25 protein-coding genes and 1 tRNA gene are annotated in these 23,176 nt (G+C 63.1%); 12 read left to right on the top strand and 14 right to left on the bottom strand.

Going from position 1 to position 23,176, the window contains the following annotated elements; all coding sequences use genetic code 11:
* Window positions 1–3: 3 nt before the first annotated feature.
* The 7 genes from pth to CKW37_RS23670 form a co-directional block, all read right to left on the bottom strand.
* Window positions 4–588, bottom strand: coding sequence for an aminoacyl-tRNA hydrolase (pth, locus tag CKW37_RS23700; protein ID WP_095158653.1), 585 nt, complete (start codon window positions 586–588; stop codon window positions 4–6).
* Window positions 589–664: 76 nt separating this feature from the next.
* Window positions 665–1,261 (bottom strand): 50S ribosomal protein L25/general stress protein Ctc, encoded by a 597-nt coding sequence (locus tag CKW37_RS23695; protein ID WP_095158652.1) that lies wholly within the window; start codon window positions 1,259–1,261, stop codon window positions 665–667.
* A gap of 139 nt (window positions 1,262–1,400) precedes the next feature.
* On the bottom strand, window positions 1,401–2,342 hold the full coding sequence (locus tag CKW37_RS23690; RefSeq protein WP_009405962.1) for a ribose-phosphate pyrophosphokinase: 942 nt from the start codon (window positions 2,340–2,342) through the stop codon (window positions 1,401–1,403).
* Window positions 2,343–2,390: 48 nt separating this feature from the next.
* A tRNA-Gln gene (locus CKW37_RS23685) sits at window positions 2,391–2,465 on the bottom strand.
* A gap of 34 nt (window positions 2,466–2,499) precedes the next feature.
* A complete protein-coding gene (gene ispE / locus CKW37_RS23680; RefSeq protein ID WP_095158651.1) occupies window positions 2,500–3,345 on the bottom strand; it encodes a 4-(cytidine 5'-diphospho)-2-C-methyl-D-erythritol kinase in 846 nt (281 codons plus the stop codon).
* A gap of 1 nt (window position 3,346) precedes the next feature.
* Window positions 3,347–3,964: a lipoprotein insertase outer membrane protein LolB gene (lolB, locus tag CKW37_RS23675; RefSeq protein ID WP_095158650.1), complete on the bottom strand. Its 618-nt coding sequence runs from the start codon at window positions 3,962–3,964 to the stop codon at window positions 3,347–3,349.
* Between the two features lie 3 nt (window positions 3,965–3,967).
* Window positions 3,968–5,695: a tetratricopeptide repeat protein gene (locus tag CKW37_RS23670; protein ID WP_095158649.1), complete on the bottom strand. Its 1,728-nt coding sequence runs from the start codon at window positions 5,693–5,695 to the stop codon at window positions 3,968–3,970.
* 177 nt (window positions 5,696–5,872) lie between these two features.
* Between CKW37_RS23670 and hemA the strand changes: the two genes are divergently transcribed.
* The 6 genes from hemA (at window position 5,873) to CKW37_RS23640 (ending at window position 11,236) form a co-directional block, all read left to right on the top strand.
* Entirely contained in the window at window positions 5,873–7,150 is a 1,278-nt protein-coding gene (hemA, locus tag CKW37_RS23665) for a glutamyl-tRNA reductase (protein WP_095158648.1), read from the top strand.
* Window positions 7,147–8,229: a peptide chain release factor 1 gene (prfA, locus tag CKW37_RS23660; protein ID WP_095158647.1), complete on the top strand. Its 1,083-nt coding sequence runs from the start codon at window positions 7,147–7,149 to the stop codon at window positions 8,227–8,229. The genes hemA and prfA overlap by 4 nt, the downstream gene beginning before the upstream one ends.
* A complete protein-coding gene (prmC, locus tag CKW37_RS23655; RefSeq protein ID WP_095158646.1) occupies window positions 8,230–9,060 on the top strand; it encodes a peptide chain release factor N(5)-glutamine methyltransferase in 831 nt (276 codons plus the stop codon).
* The gene (locus tag CKW37_RS23650) at window positions 9,054–9,809 is read left to right on the top strand and encodes a molybdopterin-synthase adenylyltransferase MoeB (protein WP_095158645.1); all 756 of its coding nucleotides are present in this window, start codon (window positions 9,054–9,056) and stop codon (window positions 9,807–9,809) included. The genes prmC and CKW37_RS23650 overlap by 7 nt, the downstream gene beginning before the upstream one ends.
* The gene (gene murI / locus CKW37_RS23645; protein ID WP_095158644.1) at window positions 9,802–10,602 is read left to right on the top strand and encodes a glutamate racemase; all 801 of its coding nucleotides are present in this window, start codon (window positions 9,802–9,804) and stop codon (window positions 10,600–10,602) included. The genes CKW37_RS23650 and murI overlap by 8 nt, the downstream gene beginning before the upstream one ends.
* A gap of 115 nt (window positions 10,603–10,717) precedes the next feature.
* Window positions 10,718–11,236, top strand: coding sequence for an acyloxyacyl hydrolase (locus tag CKW37_RS23640; protein WP_095158643.1), 519 nt, complete (start codon window positions 10,718–10,720; stop codon window positions 11,234–11,236).
* 49 nt (window positions 11,237–11,285) lie between these two features.
* On the opposite strand, the gene CKW37_RS23635 is transcribed toward CKW37_RS23640, so the two are convergent.
* From CKW37_RS23635 to CKW37_RS23615, 5 genes are all read right to left on the bottom strand, one after another.
* On the bottom strand, window positions 11,286–11,984 hold the full coding sequence (locus tag CKW37_RS23635; protein WP_159985310.1) for an SDR family oxidoreductase: 699 nt from the start codon (window positions 11,982–11,984) through the stop codon (window positions 11,286–11,288).
* Window positions 11,974–13,413 carry a deoxyribodipyrimidine photo-lyase gene (gene phrB, locus CKW37_RS23630; RefSeq protein WP_095158641.1) on the bottom strand — a complete coding sequence of 480 codons (1,440 nt, stop codon included), beginning with the start codon at window positions 13,411–13,413 and terminating at the stop codon, window positions 11,974–11,976. Before phrB ends, CKW37_RS23635 begins: the two co-directional genes overlap by 11 nt.
* The gene (locus CKW37_RS23625) at window positions 13,413–14,312 is read right to left on the bottom strand and encodes a MerR family transcriptional regulator (RefSeq protein WP_095158640.1); all 900 of its coding nucleotides are present in this window, start codon (window positions 14,310–14,312) and stop codon (window positions 13,413–13,415) included. The genes phrB and CKW37_RS23625 overlap by 1 nt, the downstream gene beginning before the upstream one ends.
* Window positions 14,302–15,258 (bottom strand): DUF523 and DUF1722 domain-containing protein, encoded by a 957-nt coding sequence (locus CKW37_RS23620; protein ID WP_095158639.1) that lies wholly within the window; start codon window positions 15,256–15,258, stop codon window positions 14,302–14,304. The genes CKW37_RS23625 and CKW37_RS23620 overlap by 11 nt, the downstream gene beginning before the upstream one ends.
* A 109-nt stretch (window positions 15,259–15,367) precedes the next feature.
* The gene (locus CKW37_RS23615) at window positions 15,368–16,354 is read right to left on the bottom strand and encodes an NAD(P)/FAD-dependent oxidoreductase (protein WP_095158638.1); all 987 of its coding nucleotides are present in this window, start codon (window positions 16,352–16,354) and stop codon (window positions 15,368–15,370) included.
* Window positions 16,355–16,547: 193 nt separating this feature from the next.
* On the opposite strand from CKW37_RS23615, the gene CKW37_RS23610 reads away from it, so the two are divergent.
* Both CKW37_RS23610 and hemH read left to right on the top strand, forming a co-directional pair.
* Window positions 16,548–17,450 (top strand): TIGR01777 family oxidoreductase, encoded by a 903-nt coding sequence (locus tag CKW37_RS23610; protein WP_095158637.1) that lies wholly within the window; start codon window positions 16,548–16,550, stop codon window positions 17,448–17,450.
* 12 nt (window positions 17,451–17,462) lie between these two features.
* On the top strand, window positions 17,463–18,476 hold the full coding sequence (gene hemH, locus CKW37_RS23605) for a ferrochelatase (RefSeq protein ID WP_095158636.1): 1,014 nt from the start codon (window positions 17,463–17,465) through the stop codon (window positions 18,474–18,476).
* 657 nt (window positions 18,477–19,133) lie between these two features.
* Here hemH and CKW37_RS23600 read toward each other — a convergent pair.
* Both CKW37_RS23600 and upp read right to left on the bottom strand, forming a co-directional pair.
* A complete protein-coding gene (locus CKW37_RS23600; RefSeq protein WP_095158635.1) occupies window positions 19,134–20,408 on the bottom strand; it encodes a uracil-xanthine permease family protein in 1,275 nt (424 codons plus the stop codon).
* A 2-nt stretch (window positions 20,409–20,410) separates the two neighbouring features.
* The gene (gene upp, locus CKW37_RS23595) at window positions 20,411–21,049 is read right to left on the bottom strand and encodes a uracil phosphoribosyltransferase (protein ID WP_095158634.1); all 639 of its coding nucleotides are present in this window, start codon (window positions 21,047–21,049) and stop codon (window positions 20,411–20,413) included.
* Window positions 21,050–21,214: 165 nt separating this feature from the next.
* Here upp and CKW37_RS23590 point away from each other — a divergent pair, with 165 nt between their 5' ends.
* The 4 genes from CKW37_RS23590 (at window position 21,215) to CKW37_RS23575 (ending at window position 23,170) form a co-directional block, all read left to right on the top strand.
* The gene (locus CKW37_RS23590; RefSeq protein WP_095158633.1) at window positions 21,215–21,772 is read left to right on the top strand and encodes a hypoxanthine-guanine phosphoribosyltransferase; all 558 of its coding nucleotides are present in this window, start codon (window positions 21,215–21,217) and stop codon (window positions 21,770–21,772) included.
* Between the two features lie 4 nt (window positions 21,773–21,776).
* Window positions 21,777–22,250 (top strand): WbuC family cupin fold metalloprotein, encoded by a 474-nt coding sequence (locus CKW37_RS23585; RefSeq protein ID WP_095158632.1) that lies wholly within the window; start codon window positions 21,777–21,779, stop codon window positions 22,248–22,250.
* 86 nt (window positions 22,251–22,336) lie between these two features.
* Window positions 22,337–22,807 carry a hypothetical protein gene (locus CKW37_RS23580; protein WP_095158631.1) on the top strand — a complete coding sequence of 157 codons (471 nt, stop codon included), beginning with the start codon at window positions 22,337–22,339 and terminating at the stop codon, window positions 22,805–22,807.
* 72 nt (window positions 22,808–22,879) lie between these two features.
* Window positions 22,880–23,170, top strand: coding sequence for a PA4642 family protein (locus tag CKW37_RS23575; RefSeq protein WP_095158630.1), 291 nt, complete (start codon window positions 22,880–22,882; stop codon window positions 23,168–23,170).
* Window positions 23,171–23,176: the final 6 nt, after the last annotated feature.

Genomic DNA, 23,176 nt, shown 5'->3' with positions numbered 1-23,176 from the left:
AAGTCAGGCCTTCTGGCTGTGCAGCTCTCTCATCGCACGCGTCCAGTCACCGGCGAGGATGTCCGGCAGCACGCCGAGGGCAAAATCGATACTGGCGTCCAGCTTCTCCTGCTCGGCGCGCGGCGCCTTGCCCAGGACGAAGTTGGACACCAGCTTGGCATCACCCGGGTGGCCAATGCCAAGCCGCAGACGGTGAAAGTCATTCTTGTTGCCGAGCTGCGCGATGATGTCGCGCAGGCCGTTGTGCCCGCCGTGGCCGCCGCCTTTCTTGAGTTTGGCGACGCCCGGAGGCAGGTCGAGTTCGTCGTGGGCCACCAGGATGGCATCTGGCTCGATACGGAAAAAATTGGCCAGTGCAGCAACGGACTGGCCGCTGCGGTTCATGTAGGTGGTCGGGATCAACAGACGAACATCGTTGCCCTGATGGCTGAATTTTGCCGTCAGGCCGAAATACTTGCGGTCAGCAGTCAGATTGACACGCTGGGCGCTGGCAATGCGTTCAACGAAAAGAGCCCCTGCGTTATGCCGGGTCTGTTCGTATTCGGGGCCCGGGTTTCCCAGGCCGACGATCAACTGGATGGCTGTCACGTCAGGGGCTCTTCCTTGGAGTTGGGGGTTGCGGTGTCAGCACCGCAACCCGGTCAACACCGGCGTACCGAGTGGATTACTCGGCAGCGCCTTCTGCTTCAGGTGCTACGCGCGGGGCGTGGACGTTGGCAACAGCCTTGTCATCACCGTGGGTCAGAGCCAGGAACTCAACGCCTTTCGGAGCTTTCAGGTCCGACAGGTGAATGATGGTGCCGATTTCGGCGTTGGCCAGGTCGACTTCGATGAACTCAGGCAGGTCTTTGGCTTCGCAGGAAACTTCGATCTCGGCCACTACGTGGGAGATTTCGCCGCCTTTCTTGACCGGGGCTTCTTCGTTGATGAAGTGAACCGGTACTTTGGCGGTCAGTTTCTGGCCAGCAACAACGCGAACGAAGTCGGCGTGCAGGATGAACTGCTTGGCTGGGTGACGTTGCATGGCCTTGACCACGACGTTTTCTTTAACGCCGTCGATGTTCAGCTCGATAACGTGGCTGTAGGCAGCTTCGTTTTCGAACAGCTTGGCCACTTCTTTAGCCAGCATTACGATCGATGCAGGCGCTTTGTCGCCACCGTATACAACGGCAGGAACTTGGGCGGCGAGACGACGCAGGCGGCGGCTCGCACCTTTCCCCAGGTCGGTACGCGCTTGGGCGTTCAGAGTGAAATCAGTCATTTTGTATCTCCAGAGTAGCCATCCCCCGAGTGGCGTTTGCGACCAGCGCCAAAGCGGGGTGGGCAAAAAAGCCCCGCCCCAACAACAGGTGTTGGGGCGGGGCGCTTTACGTCAACGGGGTGTTCGCGAGGGCAAGCCCTCAGCGGAACATCGCGCTGATCGATTCTTCATTGCTGATGCGGCGAACCGCTTCGGCAACTACCGGTGCGATATCCAGTTGACGGATACGGTCACAGGCTTGTGCGGCGGCGGACAGCGGGATGGTGTTGGTCACCACCAGCTCGTCGAGCACGGAATTCTCGATATTCTCGATCGCGCGACCGGAGAGGACAGGGTGCGTGCAATAGGCGTAAACCTTGGCAGCGCCGTGTTCTTTCAGGGCCTTGGCCGCATGGCACAACGTGCCGGCGGTATCGACCATATCGTCGACGAGAATACAGGTACGTCCTTCGACATCACCGATGATATGCATCACTTCGGAGTGATTGGCCTTCTCGCGGCGTTTGTCGATGATCCCCAGATCGACACCCAGGGACTTGGCGACGGCACGTGCACGCACGACACCACCGATGTCCGGGGAAACGATCATGAGGTTTTCGAAACGCTGGTCTTCGATGTCATCCACCAGAACGGGGGAGCCGTAGATGTTATCTACCGGAATATCGAAGAAACCCTGGATCTGGTCAGCGTGCAGGTCGACGGTGAGAACACGGTCGATACCTACGACGGTGAGCATGTCAGCGACAACTTTGGCGCTGATAGCTACACGCGCCGAACGCGGACGGCGATCCTGGCGGGCATATCCGAAGTAAGGAATCACGGCAGTGATTCGAGACGCTGAGGAGCGGCGGAAGGCATCAGCCATCACTACCAGTTCCATCAGATTATCGTTGGTTGGCGCGCAAGTCGGCTGAATGATAAAGACGTCTTTACCGCGGACGTTTTCATTAATCTCAGTGCTGATTTCGCCGTCGGAGAACTTACCGACAGAAACATCACCCAGTGGGATATGCAGCTGACGCACGACGCGCCGAGCCAGATCGGGGTTGGCGTTCCCCGTAAAGACCATCATCTTGGACACGCGCAGTACCTGAAGGCTGAGGGTATACCTGGATGAGTATAAGGAAAATGGCAGGGGCGGCTGGATTCGAACCAACGCATGGCAGGATCAAAACCTGCTGCCTTACCGCTTGGCGACGCCCCTGTATCTGTTGCTGCGAGTACCTTGTACTCGATTCCTAGAGCAGACTTCGTAACGTGCGATGCAACATTGATATGTTGCTTCCCTTTGCCACGAACCCTGTTTGGGTCTCTGCAAGAAGGGCCAAAACTTTATCAGCTTCAGCTTTGTCTGGGAAGGCCCCAAACACACAACTTCCAGTTCCGGTGAGCCTTGCATCAGTGAATTTGTTTAACAAACTCAAGGCGTTACGTACTTCTGGGTAACTTTGCTCAACTACCGCTTGGCAGTCATTACGACTGTTTCCCTTGGGAACGGGGCGCACTTTAATGGGCTTTGAATCACGTGTCAACAAAGGGTGTGAAAAAATTTCTGCTGTACTTACAGACACTTGTGGGACCAGCACGACATACCACGGCTCTTCAGGGTCCACGGGCGTGAGTTTTTCACCCACGCCCTCGGCGAACGCTGCGTGTCCGCGGACGAAAACCGGTACGTCGGCGCCCAGGCCCAGGCCCAGTTCAGCCAGTTGATCTTCGCTGCAACCGGTTTTCCACAAGTGATCCAGCCCGAGCAGCGTGGTGGCCGCATCCGAACTGCCGCCACCGATGCCGCCGCCCATGGGCAACACCTTGGTCAGCCAGATGTCGGCGCCCAGCGGGGTGCCGGTCAACTGCTGCAATTTGCGTGCGGCGCGGACGATCAGGTTGCTGTCGTGGGGAACACTGTCGATCTCGGTGCGCAGGTGGATTTCACCGTCTTCGCGAACGGCGAAGCGCAGTTCGTCACCGTGATCGAGGAACTGGAAGATCGTTTGCAACTCGTGATAACCGTCGGGGCGACGGCCAAGAATGTGCAGCATCAGGTTGAGCTTGGCCGGGGCGGGCAGGGTCAGCGTGCTCATGTCAGTGCCCCAGTTGGCGCGGTTGCCATTCCTTGAGGACCACCGTCACGTCCAGGTTCTGGCCATGCATCTTCAGGCGTTCCGGCAGCCAGTAACCGTTCTGCAGGGTGTAGTTGCTGTATTCCACCTGCCAGCCATCCTGCTCGAGGCTGGCCAGGCGGCTGTTGCCGTCGAGGGTCAGGCGGCTTTTGCTGTCGGGAGCCGGCAGGCCACGGACCCACCAGACCAGGTGCGACACCGGCAACTCCCAGCCCAGTTGCTCGGCCAGCAGGGTTTCCGGCGATTGCGCTTCGAAACGGCCCTGGTTGGCGACTTCCAGCACTACCTGGCCCGGACGACCGGTCAGGCGGGCGGCGCCGCGACCCAGCGGGCCGGACAGGCGGATGTCGTAGTAATCCTGGCGTTGCAGCCAGAACAGGGTGCCGCTGCCGGAATCCTTCGGTGCGCGAATGCCGACTTTGCCGTTGATCTGCCAGCCGTCGAGGGTGCTCAACTGCTGTTTGTGCTCACGCCAGAGTTGCGGGCTGCCCTGGCCTTCGACGGCTTCGCGGGATCCGAAGCCGGTGCAACCGGCGAGCAGGGCAATCAGGCTGAACGTAATGAGATGGCGCAAGAACATGGTTTAAAGAGTCTCGGATCCGGTCAGGCGCAGGACGGTCTTGCGCAGGATGGTGCTGTCGGGTTGCGCTTCAAAGGCCTTGGCCCAGACCTGGCGCGCCTCGCGACGCTTGCCGTTGGCCCAGAGCACTTCGCCCAGGTGCGCCGCGACTTCATGGTCGGGGAAGCGCTCAAGGGCCCGGCGCAGCAGGCGCTCGGCTTCGTCGAGGTTGCCCAGGCGGTAGTTCACCCAGCCGAGGCTGTCGAGCACGGCGGGGTCGTCCGGGTTGATCCGGTGGGCTTTTTCGATCAGGTCCTTGGCTTCGCCGTAGCGCGTGGTGCGGTCGGCGAGGGTGTAGCCGAGGGCGTTGAGCGCCATGGCGTTTTCCGGCTCGCGGGTGATGATGCTGCGCAGGTCCTTTTCCATCTGCGACAGATCGTCGCGTTTCTCGGCGAGCATGGCGCGGGTGTAGAGCAGGTTGAGGTCGTCGGGGTACTGCTTGATGGCTTTTTCCAGCACCCGCAGCGCCTGTGCATCCTTTCCGTTGTTGCCCAGGGTCTCGGCTTCGATCAGATAAAGCTGGATCGCGTAGTCGGGCTGGGCTTCGCGGGCGGCGTCGAGGCGGCGCGTTGCTTCGTCTGCGCGGCCGTTGGCGATGAGGATATCGGCCTGGCGCAATTGCGCCGCCAGGTAATCGTTGCCGGGGCCGACCTGGGCGTATTCGGCCAGCGCGCCTTCCAGGTCGTTGCGCTCCTCGCGGATGCGGCCCAGGTTCAGGTGCGCGGCATCGACATGGCTTTCGCGGGTGATCAGGTCTTCCAGGTAGGTGGCCGCTTCGTCGTAGGCCTTGGCCTCGAGGCTGACCAGCGCCAGGGAATAGCGCAGTTCGTCGTCGTCCGGGTATTGCTGCAGCAGGCTGGCGAACTCGACCTTGGCGTCATCGACCCGGTCCTGTTCCACCAACATCCGCGCGTAGGTCAGGCGCAGGCGCTTGTCGTCGGGGTGGCGGGCGATGGTCTTGCGCAGCAGCGGCAGGGCTTCCGGGCCGCGGTCGAGGCTTTGCAGCAGGCGGGCGCGGAGCAGCACCGGAGCGATTTCGTCGTCTTGCGGCGGATGTTCTTCAAGCAGGCTCAGGGCCGCCTGGGACTTGCCGTCCTGTTGCAGCAGCAGGGCCTTGCCGAACACCAACTGGCTGTTGTCCGGGTACTTTTGCAGCAGGCGGTCGAAACTTTTTTGCAGGCCGTCGCGGGTGTCCTGATCGGTTTCGGCGGCGGACAGGGCAAGGAAGTCGAAATGCGTGTCGCCCTGGCCTTGCAGCACCTTTTCCATGAACACCATGGAGTCGTCGTAGCGCCCGGCGCGGGCCAGCTGGATCGCGGCGGCGCGCTGCGCATCGATGTTTTCAGGGTCGTTTTTCGCCCAGATCAACGAGGTGTCCAGCGCGGACTGGTCGGCACCGAGGTATTCGGCGATGCGGAAGGCGCGCTCGGAAATGGCCGGATCCTGGGTCTTTTCGGCCTGGATCACGTAGTTGTCCAGGGCGATATCGAAGCGATTGCGCTGCCCCGCCAGCTCGGCGACCAACAGACTATAGAGGGTGTCCTGGGTGAACGAGCCGTAGACCGTCGGCTCGGGCGCGGCGGTCGGCGCGACCTGCTGTCCGGCGGGCGGTGTGGCGTCCCGGGCACCTGGCAAAGCCTGGCAACCCTGGAGCAGGGCAAGGGCAAGGAGCAACGCGGAAGATCTATTCATAAGGAGATTTTGGGCGACTAACCTGCGGTCGGGCCATCATGACACAAGCGTCATGGCAAACCCACTCGCGATGGGGGGTGTGGATACAGTGTATTAGAGACAATCGCGAGCGGTGGTTGTTCTCGATCCAGCGAAGTAGGACAATTATCGGCTTCACGTCACAACCAGCGACCTTGAATGGCCTTTCTTGCCCTCGGTATCAATCATAAGACTGCCTCGGTAGACGTACGCGAGCGCGTGGCGTTTACCCCCGAGCAGATGGTGGAAGCCTTGCAGCAGCTCTGCCGACTGACTACCAGCCGGGAAGCCGCAATCCTTTCGACCTGCAATCGCAGCGAACTGTACATCGAGCAGGACCACCTGACGGCCGATGAGGTGCTGCGCTGGCTGGCCGACTATCACCAGTTGAGCGTCGATGAACTGCGCGCCAGTGCCTATATCCACGAGGATCATGCCGCCGTCCGGCACATGATGCGCGTGGCTTCCGGGCTCGACTCGCTGGTGCTGGGCGAGCCGCAGATCCTCGGCCAGATGAAGTCCGCCTACGCCGTGGCTCGCGAGGCCGGGACCATCGGGCCGCTGCTGGGCCGGCTGTTCCAGGCCACGTTCAGCGCCGCCAAGCAGGTGCGCACCGATACCGCCATCGGCGAGAACCCGGTGTCGGTGGCCTTCGCCGCAGTCAGCCTGGCCAAGCAGATCTTCAGTGACCTGGGCCGCAGCCAGGCGCTGCTGATCGGCGCCGGCGAGACCATCACCCTGGTCGCCCGGCACCTGCACGAGCAGGGCGTACGCCGCATTGTCGTGGCCAACCGCACACTGGAGCGCGCGAGCATCCTGGCCGAGCAGTTCGGTGCCCATGCGGTGTTGCTGGCGGACATTCCGCAAGAGCTGGTCAACAGCGACATCGTCATCAGCTCCACCGCCAGCCAGTTGCCGATTCTTGGCAAGGGCGCGGTCGAAAGTGCGCTGAAACTGCGCCGGCACAAGCCGATCTTCATGGTCGACATCGCCGTGCCGCGGGATATCGAGCCGCAAGTGGGCGAACTGGATGACGTCTACCTTTATACGGTCGACGACCTCCACGACGTGGTCGCGGAAAACCTCAAGAGCCGTCAAGGCGCCGCCCAGGCCGCAGAAGAACTGGTGACGGTGGGCGCCGAAGACTTCATGTCGCGCCTGCGCGCGCTGGCCGCGGTGGACGTGCTCAAGGCGTACCGCCAGCAGAGCGAGCGTCTGCGCGACGAGGAACTGCAAAAGGCCCAGCGCCTGCTGGCCAACGGTTCCAGCGCCGAGGAGGTCCTGGTGCAACTGGCCCGCGGCCTGACCAACAAGCTGCTGCATGCGCCCAGCGTGCAACTGAAAAAGCTCTCCGCCGAAGGCCGCCACGATGCGTTGGCCATGGCCCAGGAACTCTTTGCCCTCAACGAGGGCTCCACGGATAAAACCCCGCAATGAAAGCGTCGCTGCTCAGAAAACTGGAAATCCTCCAGGACCGCTTCGAGGAACTGACCGCCCTGCTGGGCGATGCCGAGGTCATTTCCGACCAGACCCGTTTCCGCGCCTACTCCCGCGAGTATGCCGAGGTCGAACCGGTGGCTGCCGGGTATGCCCAGTGGTGCAAGTTGCAGGACGACCTCGAGCAGGCCCAGGCACTGCTCAAGGACAGCGACCCCGACATGCGGGAAATGGCTGTCGAAGAAGTTCGTGAAGCCAAGGAGCAACTGCAGGAACTGGAAGCCCAGTTGCAACGCCTGCTGCTGCCCAAGGACCCCAACGACGGCCGCAACGTGTTCCTGGAAATCCGCGCAGGGACCGGCGGCGACGAGGCGGCGATCTTCTCCGGGGACCTGTTCCGCATGTATTCGCGCTACGCCGAGCGGCGTGGCTGGCGCCTGGAAATCCTCTCGGAAAACGAGGGTGAGCACGGCGGCTACAAGGAAATCATCGCCCGCGTCGAGGGCGACAGTGTCTACGGCAAGCTCAAGTTCGAGTCCGGCGCGCACCGCGTGCAGCGGGTGCCGGAAACCGAATCCCAGGGCCGTATCCACACCTCGGCCTGCACCGTGGCGGTGCTGCCCGAGCCGGATGAACAAGCGGCGATCGAGATCAACCCGGCCGACCTGCGCGTCGATACCTACCGCGCCTCGGGCGCCGGTGGTCAGCACGTGAACAAGACCGACTCGGCGATCCGCATCACCCACTTGCCTACCGGCACAGTGGTCGAGTGCCAGGAAGAGCGCTCGCAGCACAAGAACCGCGCGCGGGCCATGTCCTGGCTGTCGGCGCGGCTCAACGACATGCAGACCAGCGCCGCGCAGAATGCCATCGCCAGCGAGCGCAAGCTGCTGGTCGGTTCCGGCGACCGCTCCGAGCGCATCCGCACCTACAACTATCCACAGGGTCGGGTCACCGACCACCGCATCAACCTGACGCTCTACTCGCTGGACGAAGTGCTCGCGGGTGGCGTGGATGCGATCATCGAGCCGCTGCTGGCCGAATACCAGGCCGATCAACTGGCCGCACTGGGTGACTAAATGACCATCATTGCCAGCCTGCTTCGCGGCGCGGAGCTTCCCGACTCGCCGACCGCGCGTCTGGATATCGAACTGCTCCTGGCTGCCGCCATCGGCAAATCCCGCAGTTACCTTCACACCTGGCCGGAGCGCATCGTCAGCAGCGAGGCGGCGCAGACGTTCGCCAGCTACCTGCAGCGCCGTCGCGCGGGTGAGCCGGTGGCCTATATTCTCGGCCAGCAAGGGTTCTGGAACCTGGACCTGGAAGTCGCGCCGCATACCCTGATCCCGCGCCCGGAAACCGAGCTGCTGGTGGAAACCGCCCTGGCATTGCTGCCCGCCGAGCCGGCGAAAGTGCTCGACCTCGGCACCGGAACCGGCGCCATTGCTCTGGCCCTGGCCAGCGAGCGCCGGCAATGGCAGGTGACCGCAGTCGACCGGGTGCTGGAAGCCGTGGCCCTGGCCGAGCGCAATCGCCAGCGCCTGCAACTGGACAACGTCACCGTGCTCACCAGCCACTGGTTCAGTGCACTCGCCGAACAGCGTTTCCAGTTGATCATCAGCAACCCGCCTTACATTGCCGCCGAAGACCCGCATCTGGTCGCCGGCGATGTGCGTTTCGAGCCCAGCAGTGCGCTGGTGGCGGGCAATGATGGCCTGGACGACCTGCGCCAGATCGTCGCCGAGGCGCCGGCTCACCTGCTGGCGGGTGGCTGGCTGCTGCTGGAGCACGGCTACGACCAGGCCGCCGCGGTCCGCGAACTGCTGGCCCGGCACGGCTTCGAACAGATCGAAAGCCGCCTCGACCTGGGTGGCCACGAGCGCATCACCCTGGGGCGCCTGTCGTGCTGACCGACGAGGAACTGCTGCGTTACAGCCGCCAGATCCTCCTGGCGCAGATCGATATCGACGGCCAGTTGCGCCTCAAGGACAGCCGCGCATTGATTATCGGCCTCGGCGGCCTTGGCTCGCCGGTGGCCTTGTACCTGGCGGCCGCAGGTGTCGGCACCCTGCACCTGGCGGATTTCGACACGGTTGACCTGACCAACCTGCAACGGCAGATCATCCATGACAGCGCTTCGGTCGGTCAGCCCAAGGTGGACTCGGCGCTGACGCGGCTGCGCGCGATCAACCCGGATATCAATCTGGTGCCGCATCGCCAGGCGCTCGATGAAGATTCCCTGGCCGCAGCGGTGGATGCCGTGGACCTAGTGCTGGACTGCTCGGACAATTTCGCTACCCGCGAAGCGGTCAACGCGGCGTGCGTCAAGGCCGGCAAGCCGCTGGTCAGCGGCGCGGCGATCCGTCTGGAAGGGCAATTGTCGGTGTTCGATCCCCGTCGCCCTGAAAGTCCGTGCTACCACTGCCTCTACGGCCACGGCAGCGATGCCGAACTGACCTGCAGCGAAGCCGGTGTGGTCGGGCCGCTGGTGGGGCTGGTCGGCAGCCTTCAGGCGCTCGAAGCACTGAAGCTGCTTGCGGGCTTCGGCGAGCCGCTGGTGGGACGCCTGCTGTTGATCGATGCACTGGGCACGCGTTTCCGCGAGTTGCGGGTCAAGCGCGATCCGGGTTGCGCCGTCTGTGGGACCGTCCATGGCTGAGGCCTCGGCAGCGCCGGTCGGCGTGTTCGACTCCGGTGTCGGCGGCCTGTCGGTGCTGGCGGAAATCAACCGGCTGCTGCCCAATGAGTCGCTGCTGTACGTGGCCGACTGCGGCAATATTCCCTATGGCGAGAAGTCCCCGGAGTTCATTCGCCAGCGCTGCCGCAAGGTGGCCGAATTCTTCCAGGAGCAGGGCGTCAAGGCCGTGGTCCTGGCCTGCAATACCGCCACCGTTGCCGCCGCCGCCGACCTTCGCGAGCGTTTCCCGCAATGGCCGCTGGTGGGCATGGAACCGGCGGTGAAACCGGCCGCGGCGGCAACCCGCAGCGGCGTGGTCGGGGTGCTGGCCACCACCGGCACCCTGCAGAGCGCCAAGTTCGCGGCCTTGCTCGATCGCTTCGCCACGGATGTGCGGGTGGTGACCCAGCCCTGCCCGGGGCTGGTGGAATTGATCGAGTCGGGTGACCTCGACAGCCCGGCCTTGCGCCAGCTCTTGCAAGGCTATGTCGAACCGCTCCTGGCGGCAGGGTGCGACACCATCATTCTTGGTTGCACCCATTACCCCTTCCTCAAGCCCCTGCTGGCCGAAATGGTCCCGGCATCGGTGGCCATCATCGACACTGGCGCCGCCGTGGCCCGGCAACTCCAGCGGCTGCTGGCCGAGCGCCACCTTCTGGCGGCCGGCCCCGCGCGTCCTACACAGTTCTGGACCAGTGCCGACCCCGAACATCTGCGAAACATCCTGCCTTTGTTGTGGAATAAATCTGACTGTGTGCAAAGCTTCAATAGGTAATCGACGTAGGAAAAAAAACGTCGAAATCCAGTGAACTCCTTTGCATGCGCTGATTTCTACTACGTTGTCTGATGAGACAAAAAAACCAACAAACGGATTTAAAAGGACGTTTCTCATGAAGAAACTGCTTTGCTTGGCTGTGGTTGCAGCCGCAACCCTGGGGCACACCTTCACCGCACAGGCCGCGGATATCACCTTCGCTGTCGGCCAGACCAGCGACTCCACCATGACCTACCGCATCGGCGTGCAATCCAACTGGGATGCCAGTTGGTGGCAGACCAGTGTCGGCCGTCTGACCGGCTACTGGGACGGCGGCTACACCTTCTGGGACGGGGACAAGACGTCGAACAACCACAGCCTGTCGTTCGCGCCGGTGTTCGTTTATGAATTCGCCGGCGAGTCGGTCAAGCCGTACATCGAGGCCGGCGTCGGGGTGGCCGCATTTGCTCACACCGAACTTGAAAGCAACAAACTGGGTTCGTCCTTCCAGTTCGAAGACCGCATCGGCTTTGGCCTGCGCTTTGCCGGGGGGCATGAAGTGGGGATTCGGGCGATCCACTATTCCAACGCGGGCCTCAGCCAGCCGAACGATGGTGTCGAGAGTTTCGCCCTGCATTACCGCATGTCGCTCTGATCGCTACACGTGACCGGGGCCGCTATTGCGGCCCCGGTTTCATTTTCGGTCAACGCCGCAACGGCCACAGACTGCTGACCGACAACGCTTCCAGAACCATTACGGGCATCCGCTGAGACAAGCGCTGGATAATCGCTTGCGCGGCGCTTTGCGCGTCCCAGTTCTGCGGCAGTGCCACGGCCAGGGTGACGGGCTTTTTCAGGTTCTGCGGCGCGACCAGCGTGAGGTCGATTTCCTTGGGCGAAAGCACGCTGCGAACCTCACTGAACCACTGCCCCAGGCTGTTCTGCGCCGAGGGCCACTGGCTGCTCTCATGTTGCTGGAGCGCGGTGATGCTGCTCAGGATGGCCACGACGTGGGCCGTCTGTCCCGCCTGCAAGAGCGGCAGGGCGCTTTGCAGGCACTGGGTGCTGGCAGACAGGTTGCTCTGGATCAGTGCTTCGAACATGTCCGTACCGCTGGACTCCGCGTCGAGGTAGTCGCATGTCCCTGCGTTGAGGATCAGGGTGTCGAGCGCGCCCCAGCGTTGCTGGATACGCTGGCTCATCTGCTCGGCTTGCGCGGCATCGCTCAAGTCACCGTCCAGTACCAGGCAGTGCCGGGCGAGGCTGTCGGGAAGGGGGTCGAATGGCGCGCGGCCGCTGATCGCCACATGGTGACCGAGCATGAGCAACTGTGCTGCCAACGCATGGCCCAAACCACCGCTGGCGCCGGTTACCCAGATACGTTTCGGATCCTCAGTATTCAAGGGCATCTTCGTTGCTGTGCTCTTTGGGCAGTTGTCGGAAAGCGTCGATGGCGCGCTGGCGGCTTGGGCCAAGGTCGACGATGGGCTGTGGATAACCTTGCACGCCGAACAGCCCGCCGGGGCTGTGGATATCCTTATCGTCCAGCGCTTTCAACTCCGGCAGCCAGTGTCGCAGGAAGCGGCCCTTGCTGTCGAAGCGCTCGGATTGGCTGACGGGGTTGAACACCCGGAAATACGGCGCAGCGTCGGTGCCCGTGGACGCACTCCACTGCCAACCGCCGTTGTTTGCGGCCAGGTCGCCGTCTATCAGATGGCGCATGAAAAAAGCTTCGCCCTCGCGCCAGTCGATCAGCAGGTTCTTGCTCAGGAACATCGCCACCACCATGCGCAGGCGGTTGTGCATCCAGCCGGTGGCGAGCAATTGGCGCATGGCGGCATCGACAATCGGGATGCCGGTGCGGCCCTCCTGCCAGGCGGCGAGGTCTTTGGGGGCGTCGCGCCATTTCACCGCTTCGGTCGCCGGGCGGAAGGCGCGGTGGCGAGAAACCCTTGGATAGCCGACGAGTACATGTTTGTAGAACTCGCGCCAGAGCAACTCGTTGACCCAGGTAACGGCGCCGGGATTGCCGCTTTCGAACTCGCCGTAGTTGTTGGCAATCGCGGCGTGCAGGCACTGGCGCACGGAAATCACCCCGGCGGCGAGGTAGGGCGACAGTTGGCTGGTGCCGTCGACGGCGGGCAGGTCGCGTTGTTCGGTGTAGTCCGCCATGTCGTCTTCGACGAAGCCGGCCAGTCGCTCGCGGGCGTGGTCTTCGCCTGCCGGCCACTGCTCGCGCAGCGACGCTGCGGGAGTGGGAAAGCCTTCGATATGTCGTGGGACATCGTCACTGGCGATGGCAGTCTTCGCCTGCTTGCGCGGCAACGGCTGCAAGGCGGGCAGGCCGTGGTGCAGGCGCTGGTAACAGAGCTTGCGGAACTGGGTGAAGACCTTGAAGTAACCGCCCTGGCGAGTGAGCACCGTGCCCGGTTTGAACAGCAACTGATCAAGGTAGCTGTGCAGGCCGATGCCATGCTGTTGCAGGTATTCGCCGACGTCGCGATCACGCTGCTGTTCGTTGATCCCGTATTCCTCGTTGACGTGCACATCCTGCACGCCGTGCTCCCGGCATACCTCGTGGAGCACCCGGGGTGCGTCTTTCCAGTCATCGGCTACACGAATAAGCAGCGGGATGTTCAGTTCGCCGAGCGCCTGTTTCAGCGCCTCCAGATTGCGCAGCCAGAAGTCCACCTTGCAGGCGGCGTCATCGTGACGCTTCCATTGCGCCGGGCTGACCAGCCAGAGCGCCAGGCACGGGCCGCGCTCGCACGCGGCGGCCAGGGCGGTGTTGTCATGCAGGCGCAGGTCGCTGCGCAGCCAGATCAATTGCATTATTCGGGTCCGTTTTTTTCCGCGGCAAGCGGCTTGAGGTCTTGCAGGCACCGGCACGCCGCCAGGGGCGAGTCGAGCAAGTGCCAATCGGGATCTGTCGGCAACGCATGCTTGTGTAAAGTGACCGCGGCGCCGAACAGGAGTTTCGGTACGCTCAGCGGCGCGAGGGTGCGTTGCAGGCGGTCGCTGTCCTGGGCGGTATTAATGCTGACCAGCACCGCCCTCGCGCCCAGTTGCTCGACGCCCAGTGCCAGGTCGCGGGCGGGCAGGGTGCTGTCGAACACTTCCACCGGGCAGCCGGCATCGCTCACCAGCCAGGCGCACAGCCACAACTGCGGATCGAATGGCAGGGCTCCGCCATTGATCAGCATCGCCGGCGCGCCGTTGCACTGGCGGTTGTTGTGGTACACCCGAAGCCCCAGCTTGCTGCGCAGCCAACTGTGGAAGAAGCCCTGTTCGAGGCGGGCGGTAGGGTGGGTTTGCCAGCGTGCTTCGAGGTGGCCGAGCAGGGGCAACAGCAATTGTTCGCATAAGGTGGTGGCGGGGTAGAGCGCCATGGCCTGGTTGAACTGCTGGTCGAGCTGGCGCTCGGCGAGGTGGGCGATGCACTCGGTGAGGTGGGTGCGCAGCGCCTGCCAGTCGTCTCCGGGAATGCTCTGCTCGGGCGACTTGTCGCTGTCGAGCAGCGGCAGCACCTGACTGACCGCAACTCCACGGTTGAGCCACGACAGAATGCTGCGGATGCGTTCCACCTGATCGCTGCTGTACAGCCGGTGGCCCTTGCTGGTGCGCTGCGGCACCACCAGGCCATAACGCCGCTCCCAGGCGCGCAGGGTGACCGGGTTTACGCCGGTCAGCCGTGAGATTTCGCGAATGGGCAGCAGCGGTTCAGATGGCATTGCGCAGGCTCAGGTTTTCCGGGTGCGGCTGCAGGTAGACCTGGCTCAGCAAGTACGCATCGGGATGATGATTGAGGTGGTGCTTGAGCAGCGTCAGCGGCACCACCAGCGGGACGATCCCGGCCATGTATTGCTCGATCACGCGGCGGATTTCCTGCTTGTCCCCGGCGTCGAGGAAGCGCCGCAGGTAACCGCTCAGGTGCATCAGCACATTGCCGTGGGTGCCGCGGTTGGCGCAGCGGCGCAGCGCGGCGATCAACTGGCTGAAATACGCCGGGCCGATCTGCTGCGGGTCGTCCTGGCGGCTCATGCTGCCCAGCAGCTTGCCGAGCACTTTGTATTGCTCGGGGTTGTGCGCCATCAATTGGTACTTGTAGCGGGAGTGGAAGGCGATCAGCGCGTGACGGCTCAGGCCCTCGGCGCACAGGCGTTGCCAGTCGGCATAGGCCAGCACGCGGATGATGAAATTTTCCCGCAGCACCGGATCGCACAGCCGGCCTTCTTCTTCCAGCGGCAGGTCCGGGCGCAGTTCGCGAAAACGCGCGGCATACAGGCCGCTGGCGCGCTCGCGTGCGGGGTAGCCGTTGGCCTGGTAGACCTTGATGCGCTCCAGCCCGCAGGACGGCGATTTCTGCATGAAGATGTAGCCGCAGATATCGTCCAGCTCGACGGCCATCTGGTCGGCGTACTGGATCAGCGCATCGGAAACATCGATGGTGTCGTCGCGGCTGTTGACGGCGCGAGGCTGGGCGGGATCGCCGGCAAGGTGGATCGCGGCACGGGGCGTGCCCAGGCCGATCGCCACTTCGGGGCAGATGGGCACCAGCTCGAAATGCTCCGCCAGCGCTTCGGTGCACAGGCGCGATTCCTTGTGACCGCCATTGAAGCGGACTTCTTTACCGGCGAGGCAGGCGCTGAGGGCAATTTTGGGCTTGGTAGCGGGCATGGTGGGCAACCTTTCTTGTACAAAGATAAAAACCTGTACAACTTCGCTCAGCATAAGCCGGAAGTTGTACAAGTCAATATTTCTGTAGAGGTCGCGTTGCCCGCGGGGTTTATTCGAGGTGTTCGATCAATCGGCGGGCGGCTTCCTGGCCGCTGAGCCACGCGCCTTCGACCCGGCCCGACAGGCACCAGTCGCCGCAGGCATAGAGGCCCAGGTCGGCATCGGCGAGTGCGCCCCACTCATGGTTGCTGGCGGGGCGTGCGTAGAGCCAGCGGTGCGCCAGGGTGAAGCTCGGTGCCGGGACCGCACAGCCGACCAGCTCGGCGAAATCGCCCAGCAACTGTTCGATCACCGCCTCTTTCTGCAAGTCGATGTGCTGTTTGCTCCAGGCCGAGGTGGCGTGCAGCACCCAGGTGTCCAGGCGCTCCTCGCGTCCCGGCTTGCTGCGGTTGCGCGCCAGCCAGTCGAGCGCGCAGTCCTGCACGAAGCAGCCCTGCATGGGCGTGGCCAGCGGGGTGTCGAAGCCGAGGGCGATGGCCCAGGTCGGCTCCATCTGCACGCCGGCCGCGGCGGCGGCGAGTTTCGGCGTGGCGGCCAGCAAGGCCGCGGCCTGCGGTGCAGGCACGGCGACGATGACCTTGCTGAACGGGCCGTGGCTGCAGCCTTCGGTGTCTTGCAGGTGCCAGTACTGTTTGCCGCGGAAGACTTCACTGATGCGGCAACTGAAGTTCACCGTGACGTCCTTGAGCAGGCCGCGGGTGATGGCGCTCATGCGCGGCGTGCCGACCCAGCGGGTCTGTTCGTCCGGCGAAGGGCTCAACTGGCCGTCGCGGTAGTTGTAGAGCTGTGGCTTCCACTCCGCGACCCAGCCCTTGGCTTGCCAGTGCTGGATCTGCTCGACGAAACGGCGGTCGCGGGCGGTGAAGTATTGCGCACCGAGGTCCAGCGCCCCGGCTTCGCTGCGCTTGCTGGCCATACGTCCGCCGCTGCCGTGCCCCTTGTCGAACAGGTGGACGGTCAGTCCTTCCTTCTGCAAGGCCTGGGCGGCAGAGAGTCCGGCAATGCCGGCACCGATGATGGCGATAGGTACGGTCATGATGGGCCTCTTTGAACCTTCTAGTAGGTACAGACAGCCACGCTGTCGGACAAACCTGTACAACTCCAGGGTTTTGTATAAGATCAGTCGGCTCGTTGCAACAGGTTGGCCTATGTTTATCCCAGAGTGAACGGTCAAAAAAGTGCCTTGCTTTTAAAAGTAGACCAGCGAGCGCCATCATGAGGACACGGCCATGAATATATTGCTGACCGGTGGTACCGGCCTGATTGGACAGCAACTGTGTCGCCACTGGCTCGACCAGGGTCATCGACTGACGGTCTGGAGCCGTCGTGCCGATCAGGTTGGCCGGCTTTGCGGTGCCGGCGTTCGCGGCATCAGCGAGCTGGAGGCTTACGGCGACGGGCCGCTGGATGCGGTCATCAACCTGGCCGGCGCGCCGATCGCCGATCGGCCCTGGACCGTGTCGCGGCGGGCGCAGTTGTGGGGCAGCCGGATCACCCTGACCGAACACCTGCTGGCCTGGCTGGAGCGCCGTGAGCAGCGCCCGGCCGTGATGATTTCCGGCTCCGCGGTGGGTTGGTATGGCGATGGCGGCGAGCGTGAATTGACCGAGTCTTCGCGCCCGGTCAAAGAGGACTTCGCCAGCCAGTTGTGCATCGCCTGGGAAGAAACCGCGCAGCGCGCCGAAGCCCTGGGCATCCGTGTCGTGCTGCTTCGCACCGGGTTGGTCCTGGCCAGCGAGGGCGGCTTTTTGTCGCGCCTGCGGCTGCCCTTCAAACTCGGGCTGGGCGGGCCGATCGGCGATGGCCGGCAGTGGATGCCGTGGATTCATATCCACGACGAAATCGCCCTGATTGATTTTCTCTTGCAGCGCAACGATGCCAGCGGTCCTTATAATGCCTGCGCTCCGGAGCCTGTCCGCAACCGCGAGTTCGCCCGGCGCCTGGGCCGCACGCTGCACCGGCCGGCGTTCATGCCGCTGCCTGCGCTGGTGTTGAAAGCGGGGCTTGGCGAGCTGTCGACCTTGCTGCTCGGTGGCCAGCGCGCCCGCCCGGTGCGTGCGCTGGCGGCGGGCTTCACCTTCCGTTTCAACGATGTGCAATCGGCGCTGGATGAGTTGTCCCCCCGCCTCTGAAAAGGATGTTGCATGACCGATCATGCTTTGCTGCTGGTCAACCTGGGTTCACCGGCGTCCACCTCCGTCGCCGATGTGCGCCGTTACCTCAATCAGTTCCTGATGGACCCTTACGTGATCGACTTGCCGTGGCCGGTGCGGCGTCTGCTGGTGTCGCTGATCCTGATCAAGCGCCCGGAACAGTCCGCCCATGCCTACGCATCGATCTGGTGGGACGAGGGCTCGCCGCTGGTGGTGCTGACCCGTCGTCTGCAACAGGCCGTGGCGCCGCACTGGACCCACGGGCCGGTGGAAATCGCCATGCGCTATGGCGAGCCGTCGCTGCCCTCGGTGTTGAAGAAACTCGCCGCCCAAGGCGTGCGCAAAGTGACCCTCGCGCCCCTGTATCCGCAGTTCGCCGACAGCACGGTGACCACCGTGATCACTCAGGCGAACGCGGTCATCGCCGAGCAGCAACTGCCGTTGCAGATGACGGTGTTGAAGCCGTTCTATGACCAGCCCGAGTACATCGATGCCCTGGTGGCGAGTGCCAGGCCTTACCTGGAACAGGATTTCGATCATCTTCTGCTGAGTTTCCACGGGCTGCCGGAGCGGCACCTGAAGAAGCTCGACCCGACTGGTACGCATAACTTCCAGGACGCCGACTGCTGTCGTGAGGCCTCGGCGGAAATGCTCGCCGTCTGTTATCGCGGTCAGTGCCTGCGGACCGCCCAGGCCTTCGCGCGCAAGATGGGCTTGCCGGATGGCAAATGGTCGGTGTCCTTCCAGTCGCGGCTGGGCAAGGCGAAGTGGATCGAGCCCTACACCGAAGCGCGGCTGGATGAACTGGCCAAGGCCGGGGCGAAAAAGCTGTTGGTGATGTGCCCGGCGTTCGTTGCCGACTGTATCGAGACCCTCGAAGAAATTGGCGACCGCGGTCGCGAGCAGTTCATCGAGGCGGGCGGGGAGGAGTTGAAGTTGGTGCCTTGTCTGAATGATCACCCGCAATGGGTGCAGGCGCTGGTTACGCTGTGCGAGCGGGCTTGATCCTTGTGGGGCTGGCTTGCCAGCGATGGCGGTGGCAGGAGCATCATGGTTGCTCTGGCGGGCCTCATCGCTGCATGGGTATCTACACATCTCGGGATTGCCTAAAGACCATGAGGCGCCAGTCAGGAAACCGAGTAATGGCCACCATTCGCTAGCCGACAATTTTTCAGCGCTCTCAAGACCGAGCGCCGCCCGCGCGGCGCATCGCGAGCAAGCTCGCTCCTACATCGGTTGCAACGTGCCATGGCCTGACGGTGGGGTGTTGCCCGCCCTTGGCGTTTGGCGATGAATCGCGGGGAGGCTGTTGAAATCGACTCGATACCGCGTCGTACAAACAAGGCGGTCAACTATGGCCTGACAGGCATAGGCACGTTGCAACAAATGTAGGAGCGAGCTTGCTCGCGATGCGCCGCGCGGGCGGCGCTCGATCTTGAGAGCGATAGAGATCTTCCGGCATGCGCCTGGTGGCCATTACTCGGTCTTTTGACAGGCGCCTTCCAGCCACCACATGACCTAAAGATATGTAGATACCCATGCTTTTCGCTGGCAAGACCAGCTCCCACAAGGGTTGCGGTGCTCGCATCAGTTGTCCCTGTATTCACCACAAAAAAAGGGCTGCCAACGCAGCCCCATTTCTACAGGTGAAAATCACTCCCCTCAGGGCAGATGATCATCCATCACCTTGTTCTTCCAACCATCATTGCCCGGCAACAGCAGGTTCAGGGCGATAGCCACCACCGCGCACAGCGCGATGCCTTTCAGGCCCCAGTCATCCGGGCCGTCACCGCTACCTACCAGCACACCGCCGATACCGAATACCAGGGTCACCGAAACGATCACCAGGTTGCGGGCTTCGCTCAGGTCGATCTTGTGGCGGATCATGGTGTTCATGCCGACCGCAGCGATCGAGCCGAACAGCAGGCAGAGAATGCCGCCCATCACCGGCACCGGAATGCTCTGCAACAGCGCGCCGAACTTGCCGATGAACGCCAGGGTAATGGCGAATACCGCCGCCCAGGTCATGATCTTCGGGTTGTAGTTCTTGGTCAGCATCACCGCGCCAGTCACTTCGGCGTAGGTGGTGTTGGGCGGGCCGCCGAACAGGCCGGCAGTGGTGGTGGCAATGCCGTCACCCAGCAGGGTGCGGTGCAGGCCAGGGGTCTTCAGGTAATCGCGACCGGTCACGCTGCCTACCGCGATCACGCCGCCGATATGTTCGATCGCCGGCGCCAGGGCGACCGGAACGATGAACAGGATGGCCTGCCAGTTGAACGCCGGCGCGGTGAACTTCGGCAGTTCAAGCCAAGGCGCAGCAGCGATCTTGGCGACATCGACCACACCGAAGGCGAACGACAGGCCAAAGCCCACCAGCACGCCGGCAATGATCGGCACCAGGCGGAAGATGCCTTTGCCGAAGACCGCGACGATCAGGGTGGTCAGCAGTGCCGGCATCGAGATCATCATCGCCGTGCTGTACGGCATCAGGGCGGTGCCGTCGCCGGCCTTGCCCATGGCCATGTTGGCCGCGATCGGCGCCATGGCCAGGCCGATGGAGATGATGACCGGACCGATCACCACCGGTGGCAGCAGGCGGTCGATGAACCCGGTGCCTTTGATCTTCACCGCCAGGCCCAGGAAGGTGTAGACGAAGCCCGCAGCCATGACGCCGCCCATGGTTTCGGCCAGGCCGAACTGGCCCTTGGCGAGGATGATCGGGGTGATGAAGGCAAAGCTGGAGGCCAGGAACACCGGCACCTGACGCCCGGTGACGATCTGGAACAGCAGCGTGCCGAGGCCTGCGGTAAACAGTGCAACGTTGGGATCAAGGCCGGTGATCAGTGGCATCAGCACCAGGGCGCCGAAGGCCACGAAGAGCATTTGTGCGCCGGAGACGATCTGGCGCCAGAGCGGTTCGTTGAACTCGTCCTGCATGCTCAGGCGTCCTTCTGCTTGGTGCCGAAGATCTTGTCGCCGGCATCGCCCAGGCCGGGAATGATGTAGCCGTCTTCGTTCAGGCGCTGGTCGATCGAAGCGGTGAAGAGCTGCACGTCAGGGTGGGCTTTTTCCACCACGGCGATGCCTTCCGGCGCGGCCACCAGGACCATGGCGCGGATATCCTTGCAACCGGCGCGCTTGAGCAGCTCGATGGTCGCGACCATGGAACCGCCGGTGGCCAGCATCGGGTCGATGATCAGGGCCAGGCGCTGGTCGATTTCCGGCGCGAGTTTTTCCAGGTAGGTGTGGGCTTCGAGGGTTTCCTCGTTGCGGGCCACGCCTACGGCGCTGACTTTGGCGCCCGGGATCAGGCTGAGCACGCCTTCGAGCATGCCGATGCCGGCGCGCAGGATCGGGACTACAGTGATTTTCTTGCCGGCGATCTTCTCGACTTCAACGGCGCCGCACCAGCCATCGATGGAATAGGTTTCCAGCGGCAGGTCCTTGGTGGCTTCATAGGTCAGGAGCGCGCCGACTTCCTGGGCGAGTTCGCGAAAATTCTTGGTACTGATATCGGCACGGCGCATGAGGCCGAGCTTGTGGCGGATCAGCGGATGGCGGATCTCACGGATGGGCATGGGGAAGGGCTCCGGAATGCGGGCAAAAAAACCGCGCTAGATTAATCTATTCGACCGTGTGTGTCCTATAGCCACACTGGACGTTAGTCCAGAAATGCTTGATCTGATGCGTGTGGATGCGTACCTTTGCCCGCTTTTCCAAATCCTGACTCCCTGGAGAGTTTCATGTCCGCTGATCTCGAGCACATCCGTCAAGTCATGCGCGAGGCCGACTGCCTGCACGATGAAGCCGCAGTCGAGGCGGCCATCGCCCGGGTCGGCGCGCAGATTACCGAGCGCCTGGCCGACAGCAACCCGGTGGTGTTCTGTGTCATGAACGGCGGGCTGATCTTCGCCGGCAAACTGTTGACCCACCTGCCGTTCCCGCTGGAATCCTCCTACCTGCACGCCACCCGCTACCGCAACCAGACCAGCGGCGGCGACCTGTTCTGGAAGGCCAAACCGGAAGTCTCGTTCATCGACCGCGACGTGCTGATCATCGACGACATCCTCGACGAAGGTCACACCCTCAGCGCCATCATGGATTTCTGCCGTCATGCCGGTGCGCGCAACGTCTACACCGCCGTGCTGATCGACAAGGACCACGACCGCAAGGCCAGCCCGGACCTCAAGGCCGACTTCGTTGGCCTGAGCTGCGTCGACCGCTATGTCTTCGGCTACGGCATGGATTACAAGGGCTACTGGCGTAACGCCAATGGCATCTACGCCGTCAAAGGACTCTGACACCATGGCCAAGCCTTCCTACCTGGACCAGTCGCTGTTTGCCGAGGTGGCACAAAAGGCCGCGCAAAGCCCGCGGGCCCGTGCGCACCACAACTTCCATGAGATGGAAGATCCGTGCCACCGCATGCTGGTCGGCCTGCAGCCGGAAACCTACGTTCCGCCTCACCGCCACCAGGCGGCCGACAAGGCCGAGAACCTGATCGTCCTCAAGGGCAAGCTAGGCGTGCTGATTTTCGATGAGGCCGGCAACGTGCTGGACAAGCGGATCATGCAGGCTGGCGGCGATTGCCTGGGGGTTGATCTGGCGCCCGGCATTTTCCATGGCCTGGTGGTCATGGAACCTGACACCCTGATGTTCGAATGCAAGGCCGGCCCGTACCGCCCGGTCAGCGACGGCGACATGGCCCCTTGGGCACCGCGCGAAGGCGGTCCGGAAGTCGCGGCCTACCAGGCGTGGATGCGCGCACAGTTCGACTGATTGCCCGCGGGGCCTGGCGCAACGCCTGCGCCCCGCGACAACCGGACACATCATGGTAGAGTGCCAGGCCCTCCAAGGAGCCTGTCATGCGTGCGACGATTCTCCCGCTTCTCCTGTTCCTGAGCCTGCCTGCCGTTGCGGCGCCGATGCATGGCCAGTTCCTGCCGCCGGACGAGCAGTCGGTACGCGGGGAAAACCCCGAAAGCCAGCAACTGCTGCAAGTGACCAGCTATTCGGTGGTCGTCGGTAACCAGCGCCAGTCCAACCAGCAACCGCTGCCGATCACTTCGTCGCTGACCATGCGCCTGAAAGGCAAGCCGCTCAGCCAGGGCGCGACCATCACCCAGGTGGTGATCAGCTTCGACGGCGAGGGCAAAAGCCTGAAAAAGCCGGCTTTCGACAGTGCCACCCGCACCCTGACCCTGAATTACGCGCCGGCGCAGTACCAGGTGATCCTCGACCTGCTGCGCAACGACACCGTCTACGTGCAATTCCTCAGCTACCCCAACGGCCACATCTGGGCCGATCTGCACACCGGAACCCTTCGCGCGCGTTGAGCGCCGGGCCCGCCGGGGGGTAAACTGCCCGCCCCGTGGAAAATGTCCTTGATGGTTCAGTTGGAGTCGGTAATGCGTAAAGACAAGAAGCAGGTGATTGGCGACGAAATCAGCGATGACTACGTCAAATCGTTCCTCATTTACGAGCCAGCCGATGGCGTGACCTCGCCTTCGCACCACAAGCTGATCAAGGGCTACCGTGGCCTGCGCATCGACGACTTCGAGCGTTATGTCGGTTTCTTCGTTGAAGCCGGTTACGACCTGGACGGCAAGGACGAGCACGGCAAGACCTTCGTCGAGGCGATCGCCGACCAGCGCAACGCGCCGGAATACGTCGAGATCATAGAGAAAGCCCGCGGCTGATCGATC

It is taken from the genome of Pseudomonas sp. Irchel 3E13, assembly GCF_900187455.1.
In the GTDB taxonomy this organism is placed as follows: Bacteria; Pseudomonadota; Gammaproteobacteria; order Pseudomonadales; family Pseudomonadaceae; genus Aquipseudomonas.
This window is presented reverse-complemented; position numbering and strand designations above follow the sequence as displayed.

Bases quoted from the DNA above. Each gene is read 5' to 3' on its own strand.
- CKW37_RS23695 (WP_095158652.1), bottom strand. From the start codon at position 1,261: ATGACTGATTTCACTCTGAACGCCCAAGCGCGTACCGACCTGGGGAAA.
- ispE (WP_095158651.1), bottom strand. From the start codon at position 3,345: ATGAGCACGCTGACCCTGCCCGCCCCGGCCAAGCTCAACCTGATGCTG.
- lolB (WP_095158650.1), bottom strand. From the start codon at position 3,964: ATGTTCTTGCGCCATCTCATTACGTTCAGCCTGATTGCCCTGCTCGCC.
- CKW37_RS23670 (WP_095158649.1), bottom strand. From the start codon at position 5,695: ATGAATAGATCTTCCGCGTTGCTCCTTGCCCTTGCCCTGCTCCAGGGT.
- hemA (WP_095158648.1), top strand. From the start codon at position 5,873: ATGGCCTTTCTTGCCCTCGGTATCAATCATAAGACTGCCTCGGTAGAC.
- prfA (WP_095158647.1), top strand. From the start codon at position 7,147: ATGAAAGCGTCGCTGCTCAGAAAACTGGAAATCCTCCAGGACCGCTTC.
- prmC (WP_095158646.1), top strand. From the start codon at position 8,230: ATGACCATCATTGCCAGCCTGCTTCGCGGCGCGGAGCTTCCCGACTCG.
- murI (WP_095158644.1), top strand. From the start codon at position 9,802: ATGGCTGAGGCCTCGGCAGCGCCGGTCGGCGTGTTCGACTCCGGTGTC.
- CKW37_RS23640 (WP_095158643.1), top strand. From the start codon at position 10,718: ATGAAGAAACTGCTTTGCTTGGCTGTGGTTGCAGCCGCAACCCTGGGG.
- phrB (WP_095158641.1), bottom strand. From the start codon at position 13,413: ATGCAATTGATCTGGCTGCGCAGCGACCTGCGCCTGCATGACAACACC.
- CKW37_RS23625 (WP_095158640.1), bottom strand. From the start codon at position 14,312: ATGCCATCTGAACCGCTGCTGCCCATTCGCGAAATCTCACGGCTGACC.
- CKW37_RS23620 (WP_095158639.1), bottom strand. From the start codon at position 15,258: ATGCCCGCTACCAAGCCCAAAATTGCCCTCAGCGCCTGCCTCGCCGGT.
- CKW37_RS23615 (WP_095158638.1), bottom strand. From the start codon at position 16,354: ATGACCGTACCTATCGCCATCATCGGTGCCGGCATTGCCGGACTCTCT.
- CKW37_RS23610 (WP_095158637.1), top strand. From the start codon at position 16,548: ATGAATATATTGCTGACCGGTGGTACCGGCCTGATTGGACAGCAACTG.
- hemH (WP_095158636.1), top strand. From the start codon at position 17,463: ATGACCGATCATGCTTTGCTGCTGGTCAACCTGGGTTCACCGGCGTCC.
- CKW37_RS23600 (WP_095158635.1), bottom strand. From the start codon at position 20,408: ATGCAGGACGAGTTCAACGAACCGCTCTGGCGCCAGATCGTCTCCGGC.
- upp (WP_095158634.1), bottom strand. From the start codon at position 21,049: ATGCCCATCCGTGAGATCCGCCATCCGCTGATCCGCCACAAGCTCGGC.
- CKW37_RS23590 (WP_095158633.1), top strand. From the start codon at position 21,215: ATGTCCGCTGATCTCGAGCACATCCGTCAAGTCATGCGCGAGGCCGAC.
- CKW37_RS23585 (WP_095158632.1), top strand. From the start codon at position 21,777: ATGGCCAAGCCTTCCTACCTGGACCAGTCGCTGTTTGCCGAGGTGGCA.
- CKW37_RS23580 (WP_095158631.1), top strand. From the start codon at position 22,337: ATGCGTGCGACGATTCTCCCGCTTCTCCTGTTCCTGAGCCTGCCTGCC.
- CKW37_RS23575 (WP_095158630.1), top strand. From the start codon at position 22,880: ATGCGTAAAGACAAGAAGCAGGTGATTGGCGACGAAATCAGCGATGAC.